The following is a 23,992-nucleotide window of genomic DNA, read 5'->3' on the forward strand; positions in this document are numbered from 1 at the left end:
GCCTTCCATTTGGAAGGCTTTTTCTTTCTAAAGTATGTTAAGAAACGCCACCAGCGCATTTATTTCATCATCGCTTAAATTAAGTGGCTGTATAAGCGGGGTCGTTTTGGGATAGTGCGGATCCATTGCGTTCTTTCTATTCGGTTTTGGCCTAAAGCCTCCCCCATTGTATTGTTCAATCATGGGTCTGAATTGCACAAACAGCCCGTTGTGCATCCAAGGGCCAGTTTTAGAGACACCTAATAGTGATGGAGTTCTAAATTTCCCAATGTCCTGTACATTTTGAGTGAACTCACTTCTTCCCAAGTCCTCAAAAGACAAGCCGTAACGGTGAAACCCTGTAACGTGGAAATCATTATCGCTAAGCAGTGCACCTTCGTGACATGTCATGCATTTCGCTTTCGTTCTAAAAAGGTGTAATCCTTCTAGCTGAGATTCAGAAAGCATAGCTTGTGCTTTTTTAGGCGCTTCTTGAGCCAAAGCAATAAAGCGTTGATACTTCGAGTCTGGCGGTGGGATTGTACGTTCAAACGCAACTAGAGCCATCGCTAACATCGCTGATGTGATGTGCTCTTTTCCGTAGGCTTCGTCAAACGCTGCTTTATAGTCTGTCGAAGTATTTAAGCGCTTTAGTGCTTCTTCCAATGGCAAATCCATTTCTATTGGATTTTCTATTGGCTTTAACGCTTGCTCAGTGGCAGTTTGCGCCCGACCATCCCAAAAAAAGCTTTGCCAGTGGTCAATACCAAAAATAGCCGGGGTATTACGATTGCCTATCTGCTCTCTCACTCCTTTAGCACTGCGCAAGCCATCTTGGAATGACAGCGACTTTACATGACAACTTGCACAGCTCACCGTATTGTCTCGTGACAAAATAGGGTCGTTAAAGAGTTTTTCACCTAGCTTTATTTGTTGCTCAGTCGCCAAAGAGCCAATTGGCGTTAGCGGCGACAAAGCGAGTGGCGCATGGCCATCAGCGGTTATCGCTGCTGGCCATTGTTCAATAGGCGCGGCATACCATTCTCGCAATGCGTCGCCAGCAACCGCTGTTGTTACCAGAAAGCTGCAAGCAGTGGCGAATAACCTGATTAGTGCCATTGATAACCCACTTCAAACCAAATTGAACGACCGGTCTCTATACCCGAAGTGCCTGAGGTAACGGAATAAGTTCGAGCGTCAAAGAGGTTTTGAACATCCACTCTAAACCGCAGAGCATGATCTCCTACTACTTCAGGTACCCAAGTAGCAGACGCATTAACCAAAAAGCGACTTGGAACGTTCACTAGCTGATAAACAGGAACATTAAGTACCTCTTCACCATCACAAATAGAACAAATACGCAAAAGCTGTCCGCTAGACTGCACATCGTCAGTAGCAACATAATCGTCAAATGCCTGGCGATAGGAGCCTGTTACGCTAGTTGTGAAGGTGTCGGTCCATCCTGTTGTCCACCCCACATTAAACGCCAACGGCTGTGAAAACTCAGTTTTAGCAAGACTTAAATTATTAAGCGTCGTTTCTACATAGGTATAGCCAGTCTCTTCATCTCCGCTGCGCAAGAAGATAAGCTCATCAATAGGCGCAACATCGACGTCTTCTTCGTCGAAACTGACTTCTTCACTTATTTGGTAGGTGGTATTAAACCAAAAACTACTGGTATTAAATTGCCATGCCCATGAGAGCGAAATACGGTCGTTTTGGCCTTTACCATTATTGGTTTGCGTACGGTAGTAATAGCCGTCCTCAGGGATGTAAACGGGGTCACCGCTCACGGAAATCTGATCGCGACGCCAGCGTTTCACATACTCAATAGCGTAGTTCCCCCAGTCAGTAGCTTGCTTCCAACCAAGTACAATTTCATCGTTGTAAGGCGTATCCAGGTTGTCAAAACGATAGCGATAATCGCTTCCACCAGATAACGGTGACCAACCTTGAAGGTCGCCATTTAATGCAATGCTTCGGCGTTCCAGCTGATAAGGCAGCTGTGCTTCTCGCACTGCGTAAGAAAGTAGGTTGGTATCGTAATAACGGTTCGCACCAAAAGTAATGAGCTTATCGCCATCGCCGAATAACCGGTAACCACCGCTAATACGGGGGGCAATGTTTACATTCTGTAGAAAGTCATCGTAATCCGCACGCAGCGCTGCGTTTAGTGTTACGTCGCCCAAGTCCATGCTGTCGGTAACGTGAAACGAAACATTTTGCACATTTACGTCGATGTATTCTTCAGGATACACGCTTCTCAATGCGAAATACTGAGGGGACGCAGTCACAATATTTGAATACGCCAATACGTGATCAGGATTGGTAAAATCTAAAGGCTCTCCAAGCTGTGCCTCTAATTCTTCTATGGTCATTGACGTCGTTAAAGCTACGCAGTCGAACACCGCCCCGTTACAGTTCAGGTTACTCACCCCAGTGATCGGTGAGTTGTAAACGTAGGTATCGTAATACCGCTGTCGCTCCAGCGACTCATTATTATATTGAAACCCAGCTTTTATGCTGTGTTCAATATCCAACCAGTTAAACGCGTTAAACCTGACTAAATTATCAAAAAAGAGCGTTTGCTGAGTTTTGTCCAAGTCGCCGTATCCACCTTGGTTCGACACAGCGGCTTCTTGCGTGGGATCTCCTATTCCCCACTCCCTTCCAATAGCTTTAGCCCAAGGATAGTAGTGAGGGTTTGCGTAGCGCGTATTGTAACTCTCTGCGAAGCTAAGCGTTGACTCAAGCGCAAAACTATCAAAACCGTGCTCAACTTTAACGCTACTGCTGAATCCGCCGCCTTCTATTTCAAAGTCGCTGTCAATTGCATTGGCTATGATGTCGTTGCTTGTATACGGTGAATAGTTAGCCGTTAACGTGAGCTTATCTACCCATAGATTTCGTTGGGTAAGTTTAACCAGTACGTTGGCGTTTTCGCGCTCAGTAGCAACCGGCTGATTTAGGCTTAACTTGGATATTTCACTGGTGGTGTAATTTGCTGAAACCAACAAGTGGTAGTATTCATTCAGCGCTTTGGCAAAATTAACGTTTAATATCTGCTTTTCAAAGGCAGGCTCATCAGGTGCCTCTTCATTGGTTTCGGTCACATCTTCAGCTAAAAAGGTTTTATAGCTATTCCAATCGCTTCGAGAAGTGCGATAGTTAAAACCAAATTCGGTTTCTTTATAGCTTTCGCGCGTTTCTACATCTACCACGCCGCCGCTGAAACTGCCGTATTGGGCAGGCACATTGTTGGTGTAAACCGTAATGCTATCTATAATTTGTTGATTAATGTTGAAGGTTTGCGTTGTACCTTCCACATCATTTATGAGCGTGTCATTTGAACGGTAAGAGCTTGGATCTTGGCGACTGTTAAAGTTCATACCGTCAAGGAAGAAACCGGTTTGCCATGCTTCAGCGCCCATAATTGACACCCGCTGTGCCTGAATCTCTCCTTGTTCAGACGCGTCATATTGCTCAGACCCAAGCACCACACCCGGCAATAGTCCGAGTAATTCGGTAAAGTCTCCGCCCGTGCGCGGCGTATACTCAATGAAGTTTCTATCTAGCGTAAAGCGCCCTTCAACTTCTGGCACTTGCAAGCCAATAAAACGACCTTCAACTAAGATACGTTCAATTTTTTTGGCATTCTCGTTTTCTTCCACACACGCCAATCGTTCAGCATCGGTCATCCTGTTCAATGCGTCTTCAGAAATGCAAACATCACTCGTAGGAGCAACTACATCTTGCTGCTGTTGGGCATTAGCAAACGTTGCGTTGGCTAATAACGACAACAGCAGCCCGCTAGGGGCTGCATATTTCATTAAAAATTACCTTATGCTTAATCTTTGTCTAGAGGGTTTAGATCGTTAGGATCTTCAATGCCGTCGTTATCAGCGTCGTTGTCTGTACTAAGTCCAGACTCAGAGATAGCGTCTTCGGTCGCATTTAATAAGAAAAAGTTGGGAAGACCATCATTGTCAGTATCTACGTTGGCTATTGCCGATGCTGGGAAGTCATCTTGGGTCGCCATTGTTTCCGCTATAACTGCAAATAAGGCTTCGCTATCCGCAGTGGTGTAGATTTCGTTAACAGATAACGACTGCGCGTCTTCGTAATTACCTAACCATGCATATTGCTCAATGAATGATTCGTAAAAATCGACGTTTTCGCTGTCTGCAAACTCAGATGTTGCTGCCAGTAAGCTTTCTAGTAAAGCAGCGCCTGTAGCGTTGATACTGCTGATAGCTTGAGCATATTCTTCATTTAGACCAGCATGCTTTTTAGTGGCAAGTAGCAGGTTGTCAATATTTAAAAAAGCGTTGCTGTCATCTGGTTCGAAAGCCGCTTCAAGCTCACCAAGAATATCGTCTACCGCATCAACCTTGTCTTCTATTGTGGCCGCGTTAGATACCGCTTCTACAGCCTGGTCGGCGATGGTAGAGAACATAGAGGCCGCCGTTTCAAGCTCGCCTAGCGACGCAAATGCATTGGCAATATAGATTCTGGATTCGAACAAGCTGCTAAGATCTTCATCGTCTCCTGCAAGGGCTTCTACATTGGCTCGAGCTGCGCTTATGGCACTTTGCATACCTTCTTCGTTACCCAGTGCACGCTGGATAAAAGCGGCATTGATAAACGCATTCATTTTTTGGAGCTCTGAGGCTTGGCTATCTTCGCCAAAGTACAAAGCCACTATATCTAAACACTTACCATAGAGAGTATTTCGTGTTTCATTATCACCGCCAAATTCAGCGTAAAGCTCGACGAAACGACTACATCCGTAGTTTTCTACCAACTTATCTACGTTGTAACCAACGTCATCAAAATAAGCTTGGGTGGATAGCACGTCGATAGCCGCTGTTGTCATTTGTCGAGCTTCAGCATTCAGGCCTGAATAGTGTAAAAACCACGCTGCACGCTTATCCAGAAAACCAGCATCATCCTGTTCTACTAGGGCTTCAACCACGTATTCGGTGTCAGTGTAGGTCACAGTAAAGGTATGGGTAAGCGCTTCAATAAGCGGGGTAATATCTTCACCGTTAAATGCGCGGCTTACAATACTGTAAGCATAGTGATCGCGATACGCTTTCTTAGTGTCTAAATCTGTTGAGCCCTCTTCCTCTTCTACTAACATTAGCGGTAAATTACCAATAGCAGTCTCGGTAGAGTTTGCCGCAATATAATCTGGATAAAGAGCAGCGAAGGGACCAGTCAGGTTACCCAGTCCCGTTGGGTAGCGACTTAACGTTTCTTCTGCATAGTCAGCCACATCAACGCGATAAGCATCGTCATAGTCAGCGGTCACATACATTGATATACCGCGTGCTAATGAGGTTTTTGCTCTGTGCGTCAGCTCTGCTTTCTGTTCATCGCTGCCGATTAGGCTAGCGGCATATGCGTAGCGCGTCGCTTCGACTAGCAGTAACGTACGACTAGTAAAATTGTTGTTTCCCCTTACCGTATTAAAGCTTGTGGTATCCGCAATGTGAATTGCGTAGTCTAACGCGGTAATGACTGATTCGTAGTTTAAATCAGACTGCTGCGTAGCGTAGGCTTCTACACGGCTCGCCAATAAATCTGTAGCTAAAACGCCAAATTTTCCGTGTGCGCTGGTACGCGCTTGGGTCAAATCAGACAATTCTTCGGCGTAGGCTCGGGTTATGTTTAATACAACTACTGCAGAATCAAAGTCATCGGCGTCGATATAATCTTCAACAAGCTTTCGATAAAAGGTGGCATCACTTGTACTTAAGTTATCTAAACCAAGCTCGGCAATATACGCATTTTTCTGAACGACGGCTTCGGTTCTGAAAGTTTTTGCAGTGTCACTTTCCCCAATTCTTTCCAGTTCGTTAGCACTTAAGCGCAGCGCTTCAGCTTTACCTGAACGGGTGATGACCTTCTCATTGATAGTTTGTAAACTTAAGTCTGCAAAGCCTGCTACTGCATAGCCAACGGCAATATTGATGTAGGCATCTTCTGCCACTTCGGCGTCAGTAATGACAAAAACATCGTTCGTACCATCCCTTACCACCATATTTTCGGCGTTTGTAATATGTGAATGAGACGAAGCGTAATAATAAGTAAGTTTGTCCTCATTACTCACATACGAGGCACCTAAATCGATAGTACCAAGCACTGGCTCACCGATGCCATCTGACACACTCACTACAAAGCTGTCGTCAACCGTGGCAAGTTCGTTCGCGACAAAAGTAAACGCCCCAGTTGCGCTATCAATGTCTACTACGCCTTGTTCAGGTTGGGCATTCACGGTAAACGTCAATGTATCCCCATCAACGTCTGTGGCCTCGATAATTCCGGTTGTTTCGCCGTTACTACCGACAACTAGCGATGAGGTCTGAATGACAGGTAAATCGTTTACATTTGTAACCGTAAAAGAAATCGATGCACTTACTGACTCGATACTGTCTGATACTGTGATGCTTGCCGTGTCTTCACCAAAGAAGTCGGCACTAGGGGTGTAAACAAAACTACCGTCTTGGCTTACGGTTAAGCTTCCATTAGAGGGGCTTGTACCCACCGAAAACCCTAGCGTGTCACCGTCTGAATCTGACGCCACAACCGTTCCGGTCGCGGTATTATCTTCAAGCGTAGTTATGGATAAACTAGCTTGGCTTAAGCTTGGCGCGTTATTGCCTCCACTTCCGCCGCCGCATGCAGTTAACGCTAAAACAGTCGTAGTCAAACACGCCAGTTTTACGTTAATTCTTCGTCTATTTTCTTTGTTTTGAACGAACTCAAGTGCCATGTATGCCAACTCCAAGCAAAAAGGGAGCGCATACTAATAAATAATGCAAATGATATCAATTCTCATTTGCTAAAAGTTCAAATCTTTACATTTCTTTATTGAAGAATTAAAAGCGGGAAACGAGGATTGTTTCCAGGCTGCCAAGGAGATGATATAAACTTGATGTTATTTACCCCCATTTTTTCTAGCAGTGCCGGAGTAGCCGTCCACCCTCTTGCCTTTTGTTCAACCGCTGCTTTAATTAGGTCTTTCGATAGCCCTATAGTAAGCAGTGCATGGTCGGTAGAAATACGTTCAAAAAACCGCTTTTCTCGGGCAACAGATCTTTGTGTGATGTCATCGTAATGTTGTCGAAGTTCTTGCCATTTTTTGCTTTTCTCTTCGCCCTCGAAATGCCTTACCATGGCGTCAATATCGCTGTCTCGCCAATAGGCTGAAGCCGCATCTCCATGCCAACCCAGTACCGCTTTTTCTCCAAGCCACTTGTTTTTACCCGCGGTGAATACGTAGTTTGCGCATGAAGAAAAGCAAAATGTGCTCACTTTTACATCCAGGCTGTGTTCAAGAACAAACTCTCCTAAATCCATTCCTAAATCTACATTGCCGCCACCACTGGTAATTGCCAAAGTAGTAGGTTTCACCTCTGCCTGTTTGAACAGTTCGAATGCAGTTTCGTTGTTTTCTTTTGAGATCCCACCTTGGTAAACAAGAGTCTTTTCGTCCAAAAATACTTTGGCATGAAGACCAAAACTCGTCGCTAGTAAAAGAGGAAAAATCAAAAAGGCCACGTTTAAAAACAGTGGACGATGTGAAACACGCTCAAAGAACATGATGAACCTTTAAAAAAATGAAAAGAGAAGAGTAGCAATGAAAAAGGACTAGATAATCTTGCTCTGCAGGAGCTTAACTAGACATACAAACGCTAGAAATGTTCGCGATTTTCGTAGTAGTCGTTAGCATTGAGATCTTCAAATAAAACGGTGATGTCCTTATCCTCTCCTACGAAGGGGCGAAGCGCAGTATCGATAACGTGAGCCACTGCAGTTTTGACATCCTGCCCGCGATCAAACCACAAAACTTCTACAAACGGATAAGCCGAAGAGGCTCCACCGGCCACAATGAACTGGCTCGCAATGTGCTCTAATGTGAAATGATCGTTAGGGGTGTCGGTCAGTTTGGCAAACTGTTCAACGATAGAACCTGCAACCTCTTCTAACACTGATTGCTCGATACCTCTTGCGCGAATGTGCGGCATTTTTTGTCCTTTAATAGCTCTTTAGTTTGTGTACCGGAATTTTCTAAACGGCATTATACCACGCTTTAAAAGCGTCTAGACTGAGGACTCGCCTTTAGTACGCGATGAATGCCATACTATTCGGTAAAAGGGTAAAACATTGTCACGGCAAATTAAGAATTATACCGAAACAGAATCTCGCACCACCACTTCACGCCATAAATGAGAACACTCTTCCACAAACTTTTTGTGAATAGGATGAAGCTGGTACTCATCTTGCGCTTCAACACTTTCAAATAGCATAAGTTCCGACACGTCAAACGAGTTATCTATCACGTCACGCTTTAGTGTATTGGCAGGCACACCAATGTGAAGCGAGTGAACTTGTGGGATAGCGCGCAACGATTGCAAACCAGCAATGAGCTTTTGCTTATCCTCTGTTGACGTTGGATCTTTCAGCCAGAAGTAAACCATATGAAGGATAGGTGGTAACTCAGCGTTTGTGGTGCGGGGCGAATGCGCTATAGCGGGCAATGCAGATAGCGAAGCAAACGCTCCTGCGGTTGCTAAAAATTGTCGTCTTTTTGTATCTGCCATAATAGAGCCTGCTTACCTTAGCTGTAGATTTCTGTCATAAACATTGAACATGCTGATGTTTCTACAATGACACTGGATCTCAATTGAAGCAATAAGAACCCGTTCATCTTCGCGTAAACACACACTTGTGAGCTCTGTCTTTCACTGTGAAATAGATCTGAACTCAATTAGCAAGGCAAGAAAGCGCCAGGAGTTTAATATTCTGCATGTTGGCAAGCAACTTGAAAGATACCTAAAGAAACTGAATTTTAAACATGTAAACAACGAGATTTTGACGCTATGCGCTTACCTACCAAACAGCTTATCAATAAAATTGAAAACTTATCTAATGGTCTAACGCCAGAGCAGCTAGCAAGCTTCCTCGATATTATTGACGCTATGACGGCATTGGTTGAAGAAGCGGGAGAGTTAAAAGGCGATAGCGACAACAAAAATGCTAGCCTCAGTACTGAGATATCCGTACTCCACTAAGACTGGCCTTTTTAGTATTACCGCTCTGAGGTAACAGCGGTGCTGCTATACCAAGCTGAATACCAGTATCAACACCAAGAACGATAAATATTCGTTTTTGCTCATTTGTAGTTCGTTTATGTTCGTTTTATGATGCATTCCTATTAAATGTACATGGGAAGCTGCGTCAGAATTAGCACCTAACGGCCTGTTAGTTGAATGAACGGTTAATGCACTATTGCGCCAACATAAAACGGTTTCAGCTTTCATTCTTCATAACATAGCTCTGTCGCTTCTTTTTCTGAACAATGCGTTGTACTGGTTAAAGATTAAAAGGAAGATTTATGTTACCTCTCACGGAACCAACGCTTTTCCGCCAGTGTGTTGCTGAATTCGTAGGCACGGCAATTCTGATATTCTTCGGTGTTGGTGCCGTAGCAGCATTGGTATTAACAGGCGCCTCGTTCGGTCAATGGGAAATCAGTATTGTCTGGGGGTTTGGCGTCGCTGTTGCCATTTATTGTACTGCTGGCGTTTCCGGTGCACATATCAACCCAGCGGTAACTATTGCGCTTGCGCTTTTTCACGGTTTTGAAAAGCACAAAGTTGCCCCCTTCATTCTTTCCCAGTTTTTGGGGGCATTCGCTGCTGCTGCACTTATCTACGGGTTGTATCATCAACTTTTTATAGATTATGAACTTACTCATAACCTCTCGCGCGATAGTGTAGACGCTCTCACAACAGCAAGCATTTTCTCTACTTTTCCCCACAAAGCCCTTTCATTTTGGGGAGCCTTTGGCGTTGAGTTCGTTATCACTGCCGTTTTGATGTTCGCAATACTGGCATTGGGAGATGAAAATAACGGCGCATCACGTGGAGCCGTGAATCCGCTACTAATTGGTATTGTCATTGCTGTCATTGGCTCTTCTTTAGGGCCGTTGACCGGTTTTGCCATGAACCCAGCTCGTGATTTTGGTCCTAAGCTCTTTTCCTATATTGCGGGATGGGAGTATGCGCTTGATGGGGCGAAAGACATCCCCTACTTTATTGTGCCTATTGTAGCGCCTATATGTGGAGCATGCTTTGGCGCTTGGCTGTACCCTGTATTAATAGGTCATTCCCTTTCGCCAGAAAGTCGCGCCTGCACTATTCCAAACGATTGCGAAACTTCCGCTGTTACACCAACTTCTGAAGCGAGTGTTGATAGAGGGTAAGCTAACTATTGATATACGAGCGGCGATGGCCTATTTTACGCCGCGGTTGAACTTACAAAGAAGCATAGCGTGTGTTTTATTTAATAGCAGTTACTGTCCTGTGGGCATTTTCCTTTTCGCTCATAGGCGAGTTTTTGGCTGGCTCAGTAGACAGTTATTTTGCTGTTTTGACACGCATTGTGCTCGCCACACTGGTCTTCCTTCCTTTCCTTAGGCCGGCATTATTGAACCTTAAACAAAAGGTGATTCTGGCCAGTTTAGGTGCTGTGCAATTAGGGCTAATGTACATCTTCTTCTATCACGCATTTTTGTTTTTAAGCGTGCCAGAAGTGTTGCTTTTCACCATTTTTACGCCGCTTTATGTCGCCATTTTGAACGACGCCCTGTTTAAGCGGTTTACCCCGTTTTATTTATTGTGCGCACTTATTGCCACCGCAGGTGCAGCCATAATTCGCTTTGATGGCGTGACTGATAACTACTGGTTTGGTTTTGCCATTGTTCAGGGTGCTAATCTTTCCTTTGCACTAGGACAAGTGGGTTATAAAAAGCTGACCTCGACTTTTACAGCTCAAGTACCCTATCACAACGTATTCGCGTGGTTTTATTTAGGCGCGTTAGTTGTAGCCTTGCCTGCTTTTTTCCTATTCGGCAACCCAAGTCAACTACCGCAAAATACCGAGCAATGGGGAGTGCTACTGTGGTTGGGTATTGTGGCATCAGGGCTTGGATACTACTTTTGGAACCAGGGGGCGCTAGCCGTTTCTGGTGGTACGTTGGCTATTATGAATAACGCACTTATTCCTGCGGGGCTTGTGGTTAATTTACTGCTTTGGCAAAAAGACACCGACTTTTCTCGCCTGCTTCTTGGCGGTGCCATCATTGCTATTGCACTTTGGATGTCTCATCAACACGCTAAGAAGCAGAAACAGTTATAAGCCTCAAAAAGGCCAAAGCTACGCAGGACTATACTCACTCACCATGGTGTAGTCTTTGCGCGGCCCAATGACCTGCCACGTAGAGCGCCACACAGGCCACGTTGTAAAGTCATAGCGCACCACGTAATTATCATCGCCGCACAAGTGCTCAGCGTTTGGGTTGGTCGCACTGAAAGAATGAAAATAGCGCTTATCGTCAAATAACACTTCAAATAAACCGGTTTGAGGCTGCTGCCAGAAATACCGACGTTCTGCGAGCATTACGCTTTCGTTAGGCGCAGTTACTTCGCCTTTTTCGTAATACGCCAAGCCGCTTTTTTCTTTTTGTACGCTGCCTTCCAGCCAGCTAAATTCAGCCTCGCCAGAAAAGGTAAATACATCGCCATTTCGCTGGATGATTTTGCGCGTTAGCGCCCATCGTCCAGCAAAATCGTCCAAGGTATGAGGAGAATTAACTGTCATTGCGCCGCCCTTACCAAAAATAGGTAACAGTGGCAGAATATTGGTCGCCGCGCCCCGGCGTTCCTGGGATTTCTTCAAAGCGCTCATCCCACAAGTTATCGACTGCCAATACCAGGCTTAACCCTTCAACCTGAGCAGGTGAATATGTGAAAGTGACATGTGAGAAAAACGCAGAGTCACCGCCGTTTCTAAGCGCATTGGTTTCTTGTTTCCGCCACTCGTTGTCAATGCGCACTTCAACCGTATCGGTTGCAAACCACACCACCCCAAGGGTGGCGCGATGCGGCGGATAGTTAAGCGCGTAAAAGCTCGCGTCTACCTCATCAATTCGATAGTCTTCAGACTTATCTAAATAGGTGTAGCTGGCCACCACATCTGCGCTCTCAAAGCGTTTAATGGCAATCACCTCAACACCTAAGGTTTCGATATCAACCGGGTTTGCACTACGTGCTGAAGTAGCGTCAAAGCTATACGTCCAATCTGTCAGCTCGTTATCCCAGCGATAAAATACGGCGGTATCAACTTTGAAAGACGTTTTATCAAATGACGCCCCAAACTCTAAGTTTTTACTGACTTCTCGCTGTAACTGGTTGTTACTTCTAAACAGACCGCTTGTGGTGCTGCCGCCTACAGCAGTGTAGCCGGCCACCTGCGTCGCCTCTGCATACGAAAGATAGAGTGTACGCGAAGCATTGCTCCCTGCTTGGGTAAGCCAACTAATATCGCCCACAAAAGACAGCCGGTCGTCGTCGCGATTTGTATCGTCAAACGCCCCACCTAAACGAACGGTAAGCGATTCATTGCTGTTCAACTGAGTTCGATACTCGGGCACTACGCTTATTTTGTAGTAGTCGCGAGAGGTGAAATTGTTCTCTAGCGTGGTTGATGTGATGTCGTCTGCAGTAAGCTGTGCTGCGTAGTTGATACCAAATTCTTGCGAAACATTATGAGTACCGGAAAACGCCAATGACTTCACTTGGGTTTCATGAAACGCCTGAAACGCTTCAGGATTTTCACGTGAGAACACGTAATGGTCGTCATTCTCTCTGTAGTAAGCAGAAACCTCAAAGGTATTTTTCATGCTCTCTTCGCCGTAGCGCTGTTTGTGATTTAGCATGACCAAACGGGTTTGAATGTCTTCTGTTTCGTTTACGTTAAAAGGCGTGTACAAGTTAGGCCAGCCAAAAAACTTTTGCTGAAAGCCATAAAACACGTCGGTTTGTGAGTCATTACTTGCCAGCTGAATACGCCCTGACGCGCGTTCGAAATTATGATCGCCATTAGCAATAGTGCCATCACTTTCAGAGCGAGAATACTCCCCTTCAACCCCAACAGACCAACCGGGTAAATCACTAAGCGCGTACTTTACTGCACCGTGTACACGCTGCAAATTGAAGTTGTTATTACCTACTCCCACTGACACACTGCCTGCTGTTTGGATGGGACGCCAGCCGTAAGACACCGTACCTACAGAGCTATTTACACCGTAAAGCGCGTTATCGACCCCTGTGAAAATACTCGGCTTCGTCAACATTTCTGGCGCAATCGGAATTTCAGCAAAATAGTGCCCCGTTTGCGGGTCGATAAGCGTTGCGCTTCCTATGCGAAAACCCGTGTTTTCGAATATACCGCCGCGAATAGTCACGTCAGCCTGCGCTTCTGCCATGTTCCTTGATTGCAAATCGACTCGCGGATCGTACTCTAAGTTAGATATAGGTGAATTAAACGTCCCTACCGGCTTGTTGTTCGCCGTCGCCGCCCCTTCAATCGTAATTTTTTCTACGCCTTTTTCGCTGCGGTTCACGCCAGAGTTAGCGTTTGATGAATCAACACTTTCAGCGGCCATGGCGGTAAAAGGTAAAGTACAAAAGAGCAAAGATAGGATTGTGTGACGCATTCAGTGTCCTAGTTAAAAATTTAGGTTCAGCCTGCAGGCAAGAGTAATAAAAACGCGAAGTGTATAGCATTAGTAGACCGAGGAAAACGCTGCGCAGGTGAGTTTAGACCAGTAAGTTTATTTTTACTTACAGCTCTGCACATTTCTATTTATCAATATAAACAGACTGTATGTATCTGTAGCAGCCCGCAACAATTATCAATCTCACCTTATTGTCTGCTTACCTTCCTTGCCAAAAGAAACGAGATAACATAACATTCACAACCTCTACAAAACCTGCCAAAGACACGTAATACCTTGCTTATGCTTGATCTTAAAAGAAGAGATCACGCGCTTCATCGATGCGCTAGATTTTGTGCCCACCATTGTTAGACAAAACAACTCTGGCGGCATGTTCGATAGCTTTGCGATCCGAAGTTTTTCTGGCGATGAAAATAACCCATCGGGATATTTAACAAACGGCTTCAACGTGCGTGGCTATAGCGGTAATAGAAGCACGGTTAGCGTTCAAACCACAAAGATCAACACGCTCTAGAGCGTGTGACTCACAAAGATCCAAGTACCAACCGAAACAAGCACAATGCCACCAAATGTCTCTGCTCGCTTACCTATCAATGTTCCCATAACACTGCCCAGCATAATGCCAATAGTTACCATCGAAAAAGTGGCTATCCCAATTAACGTCGCAGCAATAGCAATATTCACCTCAATTAGCGCGAGACTTGCACCCACTGCCATTGCGTCGATGCTTGTGCCTAACGCAGTAATACACAATAAAATAAAGGATTGTTTTTGAGACGTCGACTCTTCTTCGGCAGGTTTCAGGCTCTCGAGTACCATATGAATACCTAAACCAGAAAGAATGATTAGCGCAATCCAATGATCCCATGCTTCAACGTATGAAGACGCCGCGCGACCAATGAACCAGCCTATAAATGGGGTTGTTGCCTCTATGAGTCCGAACAAAAGGCCAATTTTGAGGGCAAAACTTAGACGAGGGCGATTGATTTTGACACCTTTGCCTATCGCGGCGGCAAACGCATCTGTTGACATAGCAAAGGCTAGCAAGACAAGAGCGAAGATACTCATAGTTTTAGAACTCCGGTCAGGCTAATTGAGTCCACGACAAATCCGCACGCCTGACCTTTAAGCGTGGATTTATCGATGGTCTCGCCAACCAAGAGGTGTCTGTACCATGGTAATGTGACCAATTATGTTGATACAAACTTTACCATTTAAAACGAAAACAGGCTACTCCCCAATCGAGGACCCTAAGGTACATAGCCACTATAAACTAATCAAGTTGATTGCGACAAACTGCCCAACTTGAGATATAAATGACACCATGTTCACACTCTTTCGATTGCACATATTCCAACAGTGGTCATACACTCAATTTTATTAAGTGTCGGCAACCAAGTATTTTTTCAGCGTTACGCTTTGCGCCTCTCTCCTACTCATGAACTCCCTGAATAAGACGTTGTCTTAGCGAGTTAACGATTTCATTGTTCATCCCTTTCCTCTGCCCGTACAATAGAGGCACTTCGTTGTTGCAGCGCCAGTATTTCCGGCTAGCACTGTGTAATTCGACAACTCATTGCTAAAAGAGACTTTTTTATGAGAATTCTACTTTCCATTGCCTTCGCTACCATTCTTGCAGGCTGCGCTACTCTCTCTCAACTGGCGGTTTACACTGTATCTAATGCCGAGTTAGAACAAGTGCTTGATAGTCAAGTGAGTAAGCTGCAAAAGCAAACGTCACTTGCTGGTATTCCTCTTTATTTAGACGTGGAAGATATGACAGCAACCATAGGCCCAGATGGCAGAGACGTGGTTCAGCTAGGCGCTATTGCCACTGCCCGTATTAGTGCATTTGGGTTGAACTACCCTGCAAAAGTGAGTCTAGCTTTGGAAGGCACGCCTTATTACGACAGTGAAGAAAAAGCGATTTTTGTGCGCTCATTGTCTCTTCTTGATAGCACAATTGATGCTGGCGGCTTTAAAGGTAATTTAGCCCCTGTAAGTGGCGAATTCATGCAGCTCATCAACGGCTATTTGGCCTCAAATCCAGTGTATCGGCTAGATCCTGCGAACAAAGCAGTAAGCATGCTTTCAACGGTACCTTTACAGCTAACTGTAGAGCAAGGGCAGCTTGCACTTCGACCTAAACAATAATCATTGAAAAAACGTATGAAGTGTCGAGATTGTTAATGGTTAAAGGTGCAAAAGTAACCTGAGCCTCGATGCTCGCAAACAGATTTTCCCATTCAGTGAAATAGGCAGGCATAGTGACAGAACGTATCAAAACACTAGATGAATTCGCAAAGCACGTAGATTACTCTTTGCTGAATACCCTTACCCCAGACCCGCAGTCGACGTGCGATGGTGACGACCATGACCCGCGCCAAGTGTTCTCTGGTCACTATGTGCCGGTTACTCCGACCCCATTAACTGCACCGACGTACGTTGCTCATAGCGAAACGCTGTTTGCCGAATTAGGCTTAGACGACAGTTTGGCTACATCAAAAGATTTCACCCAGCTTTTTTCAGGTGATATGTCGGGAGTACCCGCCCCAATGAAACCTTACGGCTGGGCAACTGGCTACGCACTTTCCATTTATGGGACGGAATACACACAGCAGTGCCCGTTTAGAACGGGGAACGGCTACGGTGACGGCCGAGCGATCTCTATTGTTGAAGCAGTGTTAAACGGCAAGCGCTGGGAACTGCAGTTAAAAGGCGCGGGTCGCACGCCTTACTGCCGTGGTGCCGATGGGCGCGCCGTATTGCGCTCTAGCGTGCGCGAATTTTTAGTGCAAGAGCACATGCACGCCCTTGGCGTTCCTACCTCACGCTCTCTGAGCTTGTTTATGTCTGAATCAGACACGGTAGACAGGCCGTGGTATCGCGAAGGGTCTCATTTCTATGAACCTGAAGTGATGGTAGAAAATATAACGGCTATTTCTACCCGCGTGGCGCCCTCCTTTTTGCGCGTAGGCCAAATAGAGCTTTTTGCTAGGCGAGCTCGTTGTAACGAACACAGCGAAGCGTTAAACGAACTAGAAGCCATTGTTAAGCACCTTATTGAGCGAGAATACTCAAGTGAAATTGACACAACCACGTTGTTTGAAGAGCAAGTGGTAACGCTGGCTGCACTATTTCGAGAACGGCTAACGCGTCTTGTTTCTGGTTGGGTTCGCGTCGGTTATTGCCAGGGCAATTTTAATAGCGATAACTGCGCCGCAGGAGGTTTTACGCTGGATTATGGGCCATTCGGCTTTTGTGAATTTTTTGAAGCAGACTACCAACCTTGGACAGGCGGCGGTCGTCACTTCTCGTTTTTAAACCAGCCCATTGCTGCGCAAAAGAACTTTGATATGTTCTGCCGCTCACTGATGCCGCTACTTGAAGGCAACAGTGAACAGCTCTCTAAGCTTAACGAGATCAACGACGGTTTTACTGGCGTTATGGAACGCGCCATGGAGAGTATGTGGTCAACAAAGCTTGGCATTGCCAGCTACAACCACGACTTGCTGATTAAGCTGCTGCAATTAATGCTGCGCACAGGCGTGGACTATAATCTGTTTTTCCGAGAGCTATCGTCAATGCCTGAAGATATGGCGAGCTTGACGAAAAGCTTTTACTACCCGCCTAAAGCAGAGGTCATGACAGAATGGGAAGCATGGCTACAAACGTGGCGTGAGCGCATTGAAAAGGACGCCGAAACACAAGGTGATGTTACAAACGCTATTGCTACTACCGCAGAGAATATGCGCAAAGCAAACCCTAAATTCACATGGCGCGAATGGTTAATTGTGCCTGCCTATAAAGCCGCAGAGAAAGGTGACTTTACGCCAATTCACGAACTTCAGAAGATACTTACTGCGCCTTATGATGAGCAATCAAAAGAGGTAGAGAATAAGTACTACCAGCTGCGCCCACTTGAATTTTTCAGTGCGGGCGGAGTCGCGCACTACGGCTGCTCTTCGTAAGAAAGAGCAGCTTAATTTTAGTTTACTTATAAAGAGTCAATCGATTCGCTAGGCTCAGTAAACCACACCGGATCATCTTCGGTCATATAAAAGTGATCTTCTAAGCGAATACCGAACTCGTTTGGTACTACGATCATAGGTTCGTTACTAAAACACATACCAGATGCTAGCGGGTGAGGATTGTCTTTCACCAAATACGGCCATTCGTGAATATCCATGCCTATGCCGTGCCCGGTTCGATGGGGCAAACCAGGTAAGTTATAGTCTGGCCCTAAGCCATCTTTTGCTAGGCTGTCTCGCGCGGCTTTATCCACATCGCCACAGGGAACACCAACTTTTGCAGCGTTAAATGCAGCAAGCTGCGCGCGCTTTTCGCTTTCCCATAATGCTCGTTGCTTATCGGTTGGCTCACCAAAACAATAGGTTCTCGTGATATCAGAGAGGTAGCCATGCACCTTACAGCCAGTATCAATCAATACTAAGTCGTTCTTCTTTAGTACTTGAGGGTCTTTAACGCCGTGGGGAAACGAGGTGGCTTTTCCAAAAAGTACAATGCAAAAATAGTTACCAGCGGCCCCCACTTTCTTATGTGCATCGTTAATAAATGCTTCAACTTCTGTGGTGGTAATGCCTTCATAAAGCATACTGGCAGTCGCTTTGTGCACAGCTAGGGTCATGTCCATAGCGCGTTGAATAAGCGTGAGTTCACTTTCAGATTTGTGCATGCGACAGTGTGCTGTTACCTCTGCACCATTGATAATTTGCCAAGAGTGGCCAAGCATCTTGTTCAAACCATCTACGATAAAAAACTGGGTCGACTCATCCACACCCAGTTTATCGCCACCAGCGGTATTTAGCTTATCTAGCATAGCTATGACAAGCGCGTATGGGCTCTCGTGCTCTTGCCAGCCAATTATGTCGCCTTCCACTAGTTTGCGTTCGTTTAAAGAGTCGATTTCAAAGGTAGGAGCCAGATATACAACGTCACCTTTTGCAGGCAAAAGCGCACCGACCAAACGCTCACTGGCGTACCACTGCATTCCGGTAAAATACGCTAAGTTAGTACCAGCGTTTAAGTAGAGCGCACCAATGCCATTTTCCTGCATATAATGCTGCGCCTTGGCAATGCGGGCGTTGTATTCAGAGAGTTCTATGGGGCGAAGGTCGCCTGTCATGTTGACGAGGCTATCTAAAGCCTGTTGTGGTGTTTTTGTGCCTATTATTTTGCCCATTTTTTTCCCTACACTGGCGCAAGGCTGATTGTCTATTGAAGTGCTTATCAGCCCGCCTTAACTATGAATTTATTAAAACGGGCTCACTGTACAACATTCAATAGGAATGTCGAGATAAGCAGAGGTGGCTAGACCTTTTGTACTGCGTACTAAAAGATAAACACTCTCTTATGATTCGAAGCGCTTTAAAGCGCACTTTTCCACGCGGCCTCTGGCAACAAGTACAAGCCTTTTTCGCTTTTTGCACCTTCATTCACGATATAGCCGATGCCCGCAGCCATGACGGCCAAGGTTACGTCGAAAGCATTAATGCTGTCACCATAGCCCGCAGTTAAGTTAAACATAGAGCCATCGGCTAGAAGATACAGTGTTTTATCGCCCAGTTTATAAGCATTTACATAAGGCATTGGCTCACTGTGAGTAGCGTTGTTTTTAAGGTAAGGCACATCAATTTCTTGGGCTACATGGCCTACATTTAAAATAAACGTTCCGTCTTTCATGTTGTCTAGATGATTCGAATTCACTACGCCATACGCACCAGTTGCAGTAGCAATAACGTCAGCATGACTAGCAGCTTCATTTAAATCAACCACTGGCCAGCCGTCGTATTTCGCTTGAAGCGCTCTTGCTGGGTCAAGTTCTGCTACTTGAACCTGTGCTCCGAAGGCCTTTGCTGAGGCAGCAACACCCTGCCCCACCAAACCATAGCCAATAACAACCACGATTTTTTCGTGCAGGGTTAAGTGGGTGGTTTGGAAAAAGGTTTGCCATGCGCTTAAGCCCACCATGTGCCTGTTGTGAAGCCCTTCTTTTACTGGCAAATCATCCCAGTTAAAAATTGGGTAGTTTGGCGCCATACCGTTTAAGCGGTTGATGCCAGAGCCCGTCGCTTCTAAGCCCGATAGAATGCTTGGAACTGGCTTGTTTGCTTTTATATTTTCATGAAGTCGGGTAGTCAGATCGGCGCCCATTTCACACAAATGAGTGGGTTGCCACGCCAGCGCTTTATCAAATGACTCAGACCAATCAGCATCGCTCATATCACGCCATGCATGAGCCGTTGCACCTTTGTCTACAAGGTAAGACACCACATCGTCTTGCACCGTGGTGGGATTACACGTGGTAAGAAAGATATTGCATCCTTTTGAAAGCAGCCCCTCAACTAACGGCGCCATTTTCAAATCTAAATGCATGTTACATGCAAGTTTAACGCTAGACAGGTCATGGAGTGTGTCGATAGCCTTACGAGTGCGGGGCATGTGCAGACTAGCCCACGCCAACTCTGCTTGAAAATCTTGGTACATGAAAAGCTTACTCTGAAAAAACCAAAACAGAATAATACGTGAGAATGCTGTATTTATAAATCAGCTAGATACTTCCCTTTATTTCTCCTCTCGGTTATTTTCTCTTATTCTGAATCTTCCTCCCAAAGCACCACTTTGTTTCGACCTTTTGCTTTCGCTAGGTACAAGGCTTGGTCTGACTGTTTAATGAGAACATTAATATCCTCTTCGCCTGGCGAGGTTCCTGCCACACCTATACTTACTGTCACTCGTATGAATTTGTTAATGTCGTGGGTGAAAAGGTGTACGCGGAGATTCTCGGCAATTTGCTTGGCGTAATGCACCCGAGTATTGGGCAAAAATACCAAAAACTCTTCGCCGCCCCAGCGAAAGGTAATGTCAGAGCCCCTAACTTGCCCTTTAATTTCTTCAGCGACTTTTTTCAGCACCTTGTCACCCATGTCGTGACCGTACTTGTCGTTGACACATTTAAACCAATCCAAATCAATCAGCATGACAGACATATGCTTGTGGCTGCGCTTCCCCAACTCCCAAATAGGGTAAACTAAATCGTCAAATGCGCGTCGGTTGTATAGCGAAGTTAAGGGGTCTAAACGAGCATTTCTTTCGGCATTTTCGCATGCTTGCTGAACTTGTTTATAGTTAAAAGCCAGAGAAATTGATAACAGAGACATCTCTATGATCATCCCTATTTCAATGCAGCGAAACGCCCAGTTAGAGTATGGGAGCAGCCCCCAAACAACCAGACTCGATACTATTGCTCCCCCCGTACCAAACATAAAAGCGGGCACAAATAACTTCGCTAATACATCTCCGCTGCGATACGCCAAAATGCCAATAATTAACATCCAAATGGCGATAATGGTAAGCACAATCAATTGTGACAAAACCGCAATATAGCGATTACCTAAAACAGCGGTAATCATAGTCAGAATCCACAGAGCACGGTAAATGTGTTTTCTTGAACGATAAAGCCTAGGGAAATGAACCGGTATGTTAAGGAAGCCAAGGGTGAACCTTATTGCGCTCAATGTGAAGAGAAACATTAGCGTGGGAATAAGCCACTGTTGAAGAAATACTGATTCAGGCCATAACCACCAAAAACCATGCCCTGTATAAGTAAAATTGAACGCTAGAAAGGAAAGAAGGTAAAGGGAATAGAGAAGATAGCGACGTTCTCTGATATATGAATATAGGACTAAGTTGTACACTAAAAGTATGATTAATGTGCCATATAAAGCACCATAGAAATAAGCATTATTAGAAGACTTGGTTGCTGCAGCCTCAGGCGTTCCTACATAAATTGGAATCAGCAAAGGCTCTTGTGAGGCAAATCGAAAAACCACTAATGTGTCGGGCTGGGTAAAGCGATGTGAAACAGAAGGGAGCCTGCCATCTTTTAGCCCTGTGCTGTGCGTCTGATTATCACCAAGTTTAACGCGGCGCTTCCTTTCTCCATTCTCAAAGAAATAAAGCTCAATATCATCTATCCAGGCGGTGCCTATTTCTATCGTAAGGGGTAGAAAGGAAGCATCTTGCGAGCTGTTGTTCCCATTATTTGGAACAAGGACACCGTAAGTATTTAAATCAACCGCTAACACGCCCCAAATGGTATTAGGTGTAAAGCCATAACTCACTTGGCCAGCAGTATTTTGAATCAACGCGTTCTGCTTGTATTTAACAAGAATGTCTTCAGCTGTAAGCTGAGTACCTTCCTCGTGATACATCCACAGTTTGTCGTTTACTAACTGCATTTTAGCTAGTGGCGCTGTACTTTTAGCGAGAGCCCGCCCCAGAAGGAATTAATTAATACAAAACCAATAAAGAAAAGAAATGCTCTCATACATCAATTCTTTTGAATAGGGGCTTTTGAACACAGGGGTAGTACCGGCATTGACAACCCTCGCTTACATAAATATTAAGTTACGCTTATCAAAACCGTTTGTGAATAGGTTAAATTGATCTATGTTCGCAATAGTGCTTGTTTAACCTTTTTTCGTTGCCTTTATCTAGGAGATTAAGCGGTTGAAGTTGTGATACCTGCTTATCCCAATGCGGCAATTTGTTGCTTTTTTTGAAATACACACGTGAAGGCTTACGTATTTTTATGCTTAGTTTTATTACCAGCACGCTTACTCCTGTTTTAATCCTTCTATTAATGGGGTGGCTATTTTTTCGAATTAAATGGCTCAATGAGGGGTTTATTGAAGCAGGCTCTAAACTGGTATTTAACGTAGCGCTTCCCGCCCTTTTATTTTTATCAATAGCACGAGCTGACTTTTCTAAAGCAGCTAACTTTACGCTTATAAGCGTGGGTATAGTTGGTACCCTTGTGGTTTTCACGGGGTTAATGATTTTCTCCCATTTCGCGGTAAAGCCTTACAATGCAAGAGGTGTTGTGGTTCAAGGCGGCTTTCGGGCCAATATGGGCATTATTGGCTTAGCCTATTGTGCCAATACCTATGGGCAAGAAAGACTTGCCGTAGCCTCTGTTTACATGGGATGTGTCACCATATTGTTTAACGTGTTATCTGTATTTGTCCTTAATTACTATCAAGGTGCGTCGCGCTCTTTACTAGGACAGGTTACAGGGATGGCGAAAAACCCATTAATTCTAGCTATCGCAGCGGCGCTACCTTTTTCTTATTTTGAGTGGCAACTACCTACCACCATAATTAAAACTGGTGAATATTTCGCTCAACTGACGCTGCCGCTTGCACTTATTTGTACAGGCGCTTCATTGCAGTTCCGCTCTTTTTCCAGCGATTGGTTCAATATCGTCCTTAGCACAACAAGTAAATGCGTGATTTATCCAACTGTACTGGTTGCTCTTGCCTACGCTTTTGGCTTTAGAGGAATGGAGCTGGGCATCGTTTTACTTCTGTCAATTTCACCAACCGCTGCGGCAAGCTACGTCATGGTGAGAAACTTAGGTGGGGATTACCGTCTCGCCGCAAGCATTATCGCCGTGAGCACATTAGCGTCGCTGCCTATTACTGCCCTTGCTTTTGGCGTATTAAGTAAATTACAGCTGGTGTGATGAAGTGACGCTTTATTAGACGCAGTAGGATAGCAAACGCTGCTTAGCAGAAAGATTAGAGCGATGAAGGAAAACGGGATAAAGAAAAGCACCGGGCAACTCGACGTTAACCCGGCGAAAAGGGCGTAATTAACGCCACCCTAATCGGCTTCGATTTCACCCTCTTCAATGGCAACAACGCGACGCGCTTCAACGTAAGTTTTTATAGCCCACAGTGTCTCTTGATCTAAGATAGGATCGGTTTGTCCTTCAGGGATACCGCCAAGTGCGGGCATGCCTTTCGCCGAGCCAAACCGCAAGCGCTCAACAAACCATTCGTCGTCTTCAATGCTCTCTGGATCCAGTTCGCGAAGATCTGGATTGATTCCACCTGATTGCGCGTGCAAGCCGTGACAGCCAGCACAATTATTTGCATAAGCTGATTCACCAAATTTGATAACTTTTGTTTTGGTATCGTCATCTAGGCTTCGGTAAGGGTTGGTAAATACCCAGCCATTTTCAGACTCATCGCCATCAGTAATTGGCGGCATAGCAGAGCTATCTGCTCCTTGAGGGATAACATTTCCGTGTGCTAGCACCTGGCTAGAAAAGCCCGTTACCACGAGTGCAGCAAACAACATCGATATTTTTGTTTTCATAATTCATACATCCTCGAAAGACTATGGATTAAGTATACTTACGAGGAAATAAGGGGTAACTCTACTTTGGTTTTGAAAGGCTCCTCCTTTGGTAGGAGGCCACATTGATAGCCACTGAAAAGCGTTTGGCTTACATTTGTTGCTTCAAATGGTGACGGTATTTTCAGCATCGAAATTGACGCTGGTGAGAGTGGTGTAAAACTCGCCTTCTTTATGCTGCTAATTGCGTAAATAGAGGAA

19 protein-coding genes, 1 pseudogene and 1 riboswitch are annotated in these 23,992 nt (G+C 45.2%); of the genes and pseudogenes, 7 read left to right on the plus strand and 13 right to left on the minus strand.

The genetic code is table 11. The annotated features are described in order from the left end of the window. Positions 1–27 precede the first annotated feature (27 nt). The 6 genes from ACFI6L_RS13735 to ACFI6L_RS13760 all read right to left on the minus strand — a co-directional run bounded on the left by ACFI6L_RS13735 (position 28) and on the right by ACFI6L_RS13760 (position 8,588). Positions 28–1,098, minus strand: a complete 1,071-nt coding sequence (locus ACFI6L_RS13735; protein ID WP_377948152.1) for a cytochrome-c peroxidase — start codon at positions 1,096–1,098, stop codon at positions 28–30. Beyond that, positions 1,089–3,809: a TonB-dependent receptor plug domain-containing protein gene (locus ACFI6L_RS13740; RefSeq protein ID WP_462574213.1), complete on the minus strand. Its 2,721-nt coding sequence runs from the start codon at positions 3,807–3,809 to the stop codon at positions 1,089–1,091. Before ACFI6L_RS13740 ends, ACFI6L_RS13735 begins: the two co-directional genes overlap by 10 nt. A gap of 17 nt (positions 3,810–3,826) precedes the next feature. Continuing rightward, the gene (locus ACFI6L_RS13745; RefSeq protein ID WP_462574214.1) at positions 3,827–6,757 is read right to left on the minus strand and encodes a cadherin-like domain-containing protein; all 2,931 of its coding nucleotides are present in this window, start codon (positions 6,755–6,757) and stop codon (positions 3,827–3,829) included. Between the two features lie 95 nt (positions 6,758–6,852). Further along, a complete protein-coding gene (locus ACFI6L_RS13750) occupies positions 6,853–7,545 on the minus strand; it encodes a hypothetical protein (RefSeq protein ID WP_462574244.1) in 693 nt (230 codons plus the stop codon). Between the two features lie 134 nt (positions 7,546–7,679). Continuing rightward, positions 7,680–8,012 (minus strand): DUF1904 family protein, encoded by a 333-nt coding sequence (locus ACFI6L_RS13755; RefSeq protein ID WP_462574216.1) that lies wholly within the window; start codon positions 8,010–8,012, stop codon positions 7,680–7,682. A 159-nt stretch (positions 8,013–8,171) separates the two neighbouring features. Further along, the gene (locus ACFI6L_RS13760) at positions 8,172–8,588 is read right to left on the minus strand and encodes a Dabb family protein (RefSeq protein ID WP_101565759.1); all 417 of its coding nucleotides are present in this window, start codon (positions 8,586–8,588) and stop codon (positions 8,172–8,174) included. Positions 8,589–8,867: 279 nt separating this feature from the next. On the opposite strand from ACFI6L_RS13760, the gene ACFI6L_RS13765 reads away from it, so the two are divergent. From ACFI6L_RS13765 to ACFI6L_RS13775, 3 genes are all read left to right on the plus strand, one after another. Continuing rightward, a complete protein-coding gene (locus tag ACFI6L_RS13765; protein WP_075176767.1) occupies positions 8,868–9,059 on the plus strand; it encodes a hypothetical protein in 192 nt (63 codons plus the stop codon). Positions 9,060–9,382: 323 nt separating this feature from the next. Then, the gene (locus tag ACFI6L_RS13770) at positions 9,383–10,252 is read left to right on the plus strand and encodes an MIP/aquaporin family protein (RefSeq protein ID WP_462574217.1); all 870 of its coding nucleotides are present in this window, start codon (positions 9,383–9,385) and stop codon (positions 10,250–10,252) included. 71 nt (positions 10,253–10,323) lie between these two features. Then, positions 10,324–11,187, plus strand: a complete 864-nt coding sequence (locus ACFI6L_RS13775; protein ID WP_252119072.1) for a DMT family transporter — start codon at positions 10,324–10,326, stop codon at positions 11,185–11,187. An 18-nt stretch (positions 11,188–11,205) separates the two neighbouring features. Here the strand turns inward: ACFI6L_RS13775 and ACFI6L_RS13780 are convergent, their stop codons facing one another. Together ACFI6L_RS13780 and ACFI6L_RS13785 are read right to left on the minus strand one after the other, a co-directional pair. Beyond that, positions 11,206–11,649, minus strand: coding sequence for a DUF6314 family protein (locus tag ACFI6L_RS13780; protein WP_462574218.1), 444 nt, complete (start codon positions 11,647–11,649; stop codon positions 11,206–11,208). Between the two features lie 10 nt (positions 11,650–11,659). Further along, complete coding sequence (locus ACFI6L_RS13785; RefSeq protein ID WP_462574220.1) at positions 11,660–13,546, minus strand: TonB-dependent receptor plug domain-containing protein; 1,887 nt, start codon at positions 13,544–13,546, stop codon at positions 11,660–11,662. A 310-nt stretch (positions 13,547–13,856) separates the two neighbouring features. Here ACFI6L_RS13785 and ACFI6L_RS13790 point away from each other — a divergent pair. Next, positions 13,857–14,069: pseudogene (locus tag ACFI6L_RS13790) on the plus strand (TonB-dependent siderophore receptor); the annotation flags it as partial. A gap of 8 nt (positions 14,070–14,077) precedes the next feature. On the opposite strand, the gene ACFI6L_RS13795 reads toward ACFI6L_RS13790, so the two are convergent. Beyond that, positions 14,078–14,635 carry a manganese efflux pump MntP gene (locus tag ACFI6L_RS13795; protein ID WP_462574221.1) on the minus strand — a complete coding sequence of 186 codons (558 nt, stop codon included), beginning with the start codon at positions 14,633–14,635 and terminating at the stop codon, positions 14,078–14,080. Positions 14,636–14,687: 52 nt separating this feature from the next. Continuing rightward, positions 14,688–14,814, minus strand: a riboswitch (yybP-ykoY riboswitch). Between the two features lie 349 nt (positions 14,815–15,163). Between ACFI6L_RS13795 and ACFI6L_RS13800 the strand changes: the two genes are divergently transcribed. Beyond that, entirely contained in the window at positions 15,164–15,721 is a 558-nt protein-coding gene (locus tag ACFI6L_RS13800) for a DUF1439 domain-containing protein (protein WP_462574222.1), read from the plus strand. Between the two features lie 113 nt (positions 15,722–15,834). Next, positions 15,835–17,538, plus strand: coding sequence for a protein adenylyltransferase SelO (locus ACFI6L_RS13805; RefSeq protein WP_462574224.1), 1,704 nt, complete (start codon positions 15,835–15,837; stop codon positions 17,536–17,538). A 26-nt stretch (positions 17,539–17,564) separates the two neighbouring features. Here the strand turns inward: ACFI6L_RS13805 and ACFI6L_RS13810 are convergent, their stop codons facing one another. The 3 genes from ACFI6L_RS13810 to ACFI6L_RS13820 form a co-directional block, all read right to left on the minus strand. Continuing rightward, a complete protein-coding gene (locus ACFI6L_RS13810; protein ID WP_462574225.1) occupies positions 17,565–18,770 on the minus strand; it encodes a M24 family metallopeptidase in 1,206 nt (401 codons plus the stop codon). 185 nt (positions 18,771–18,955) lie between these two features. Further along, complete coding sequence (locus tag ACFI6L_RS13815) at positions 18,956–20,074, minus strand: adenosylhomocysteinase (RefSeq protein WP_462574226.1); 1,119 nt, start codon at positions 20,072–20,074, stop codon at positions 18,956–18,958. A 104-nt stretch (positions 20,075–20,178) separates the two neighbouring features. Then, positions 20,179–21,828 (minus strand): sensor domain-containing diguanylate cyclase, encoded by a 1,650-nt coding sequence (locus ACFI6L_RS13820; RefSeq protein ID WP_462574227.1) that lies wholly within the window; start codon positions 21,826–21,828, stop codon positions 20,179–20,181. 353 nt (positions 21,829–22,181) lie between these two features. Between ACFI6L_RS13820 and ACFI6L_RS13825 the strand changes: the two genes are divergently transcribed. Next, entirely contained in the window at positions 22,182–23,114 is a 933-nt protein-coding gene (locus tag ACFI6L_RS13825; protein ID WP_462574228.1) for an AEC family transporter, read from the plus strand. A gap of 140 nt (positions 23,115–23,254) precedes the next feature. Here the strand turns inward: ACFI6L_RS13825 and pedF are convergent, their stop codons facing one another. After that, positions 23,255–23,752, minus strand: a complete 498-nt coding sequence (pedF, locus tag ACFI6L_RS13830; protein ID WP_421712664.1) for a cytochrome c-550 PedF — start codon at positions 23,750–23,752, stop codon at positions 23,255–23,257. Between the last annotated feature and the right edge of the window lie 240 nt (positions 23,753–23,992).

This window comes from Alteromonas sp. G4i35, from assembly GCF_054960375.1.

What these genes read in the sequence shown, in the direction of transcription:
- ACFI6L_RS13810 (WP_462574225.1), bottom strand. Translation starts at nt 18,770, where the DNA reads ATGGGCAAAATAATAGGCACAAAAACACCACAACAGGCTTTAGATAGC.
- ACFI6L_RS13760 (WP_101565759.1), bottom strand. Translation starts at nt 8,588, where the DNA reads ATGGCAGATACAAAAAGACGACAATTTTTAGCAACCGCAGGAGCGTTT.
- ACFI6L_RS13815 (WP_462574226.1), bottom strand. Translation starts at nt 20,074, where the DNA reads ATGTACCAAGATTTTCAAGCAGAGTTGGCGTGGGCTAGTCTGCACATG.
- ACFI6L_RS13800 (WP_462574222.1), top strand. Translation starts at nt 15,164, where the DNA reads ATGAGAATTCTACTTTCCATTGCCTTCGCTACCATTCTTGCAGGCTGC.
- ACFI6L_RS13780 (WP_462574218.1), bottom strand. Translation starts at nt 11,649, where the DNA reads ATGACAGTTAATTCTCCTCATACCTTGGACGATTTTGCTGGACGATGG.
- ACFI6L_RS13755 (WP_462574216.1), bottom strand. Translation starts at nt 8,012, where the DNA reads ATGCCGCACATTCGCGCAAGAGGTATCGAGCAATCAGTGTTAGAAGAG.
- ACFI6L_RS13825 (WP_462574228.1), top strand. Translation starts at nt 22,182, where the DNA reads ATGCTTAGTTTTATTACCAGCACGCTTACTCCTGTTTTAATCCTTCTA.
- ACFI6L_RS13770 (WP_462574217.1), top strand. Translation starts at nt 9,383, where the DNA reads ATGTTACCTCTCACGGAACCAACGCTTTTCCGCCAGTGTGTTGCTGAA.
- ACFI6L_RS13735 (WP_377948152.1), bottom strand. Translation starts at nt 1,098, where the DNA reads ATGGCACTAATCAGGTTATTCGCCACTGCTTGCAGCTTTCTGGTAACA.
- ACFI6L_RS13765 (WP_075176767.1), top strand. Translation starts at nt 8,868, where the DNA reads ATGCGCTTACCTACCAAACAGCTTATCAATAAAATTGAAAACTTATCT.
- ACFI6L_RS13795 (WP_462574221.1), bottom strand. Translation starts at nt 14,635, where the DNA reads ATGAGTATCTTCGCTCTTGTCTTGCTAGCCTTTGCTATGTCAACAGAT.
- ACFI6L_RS13785 (WP_462574220.1), bottom strand. Translation starts at nt 13,546, where the DNA reads ATGCGTCACACAATCCTATCTTTGCTCTTTTGTACTTTACCTTTTACC.
- ACFI6L_RS13820 (WP_462574227.1), bottom strand. Translation starts at nt 21,828, where the DNA reads ATGCAGTTAGTAAACGACAAACTGTGGATGTATCACGAGGAAGGTACT.
- ACFI6L_RS13740 (WP_462574213.1), bottom strand. Translation starts at nt 3,809, where the DNA reads ATGAAATATGCAGCCCCTAGCGGGCTGCTGTTGTCGTTATTAGCCAAC.
- pedF (WP_421712664.1), bottom strand. Translation starts at nt 23,752, where the DNA reads ATGAAAACAAAAATATCGATGTTGTTTGCTGCACTCGTGGTAACGGGC.
- ACFI6L_RS13745 (WP_462574214.1), bottom strand. Translation starts at nt 6,757, where the DNA reads ATGGCACTTGAGTTCGTTCAAAACAAAGAAAATAGACGAAGAATTAAC.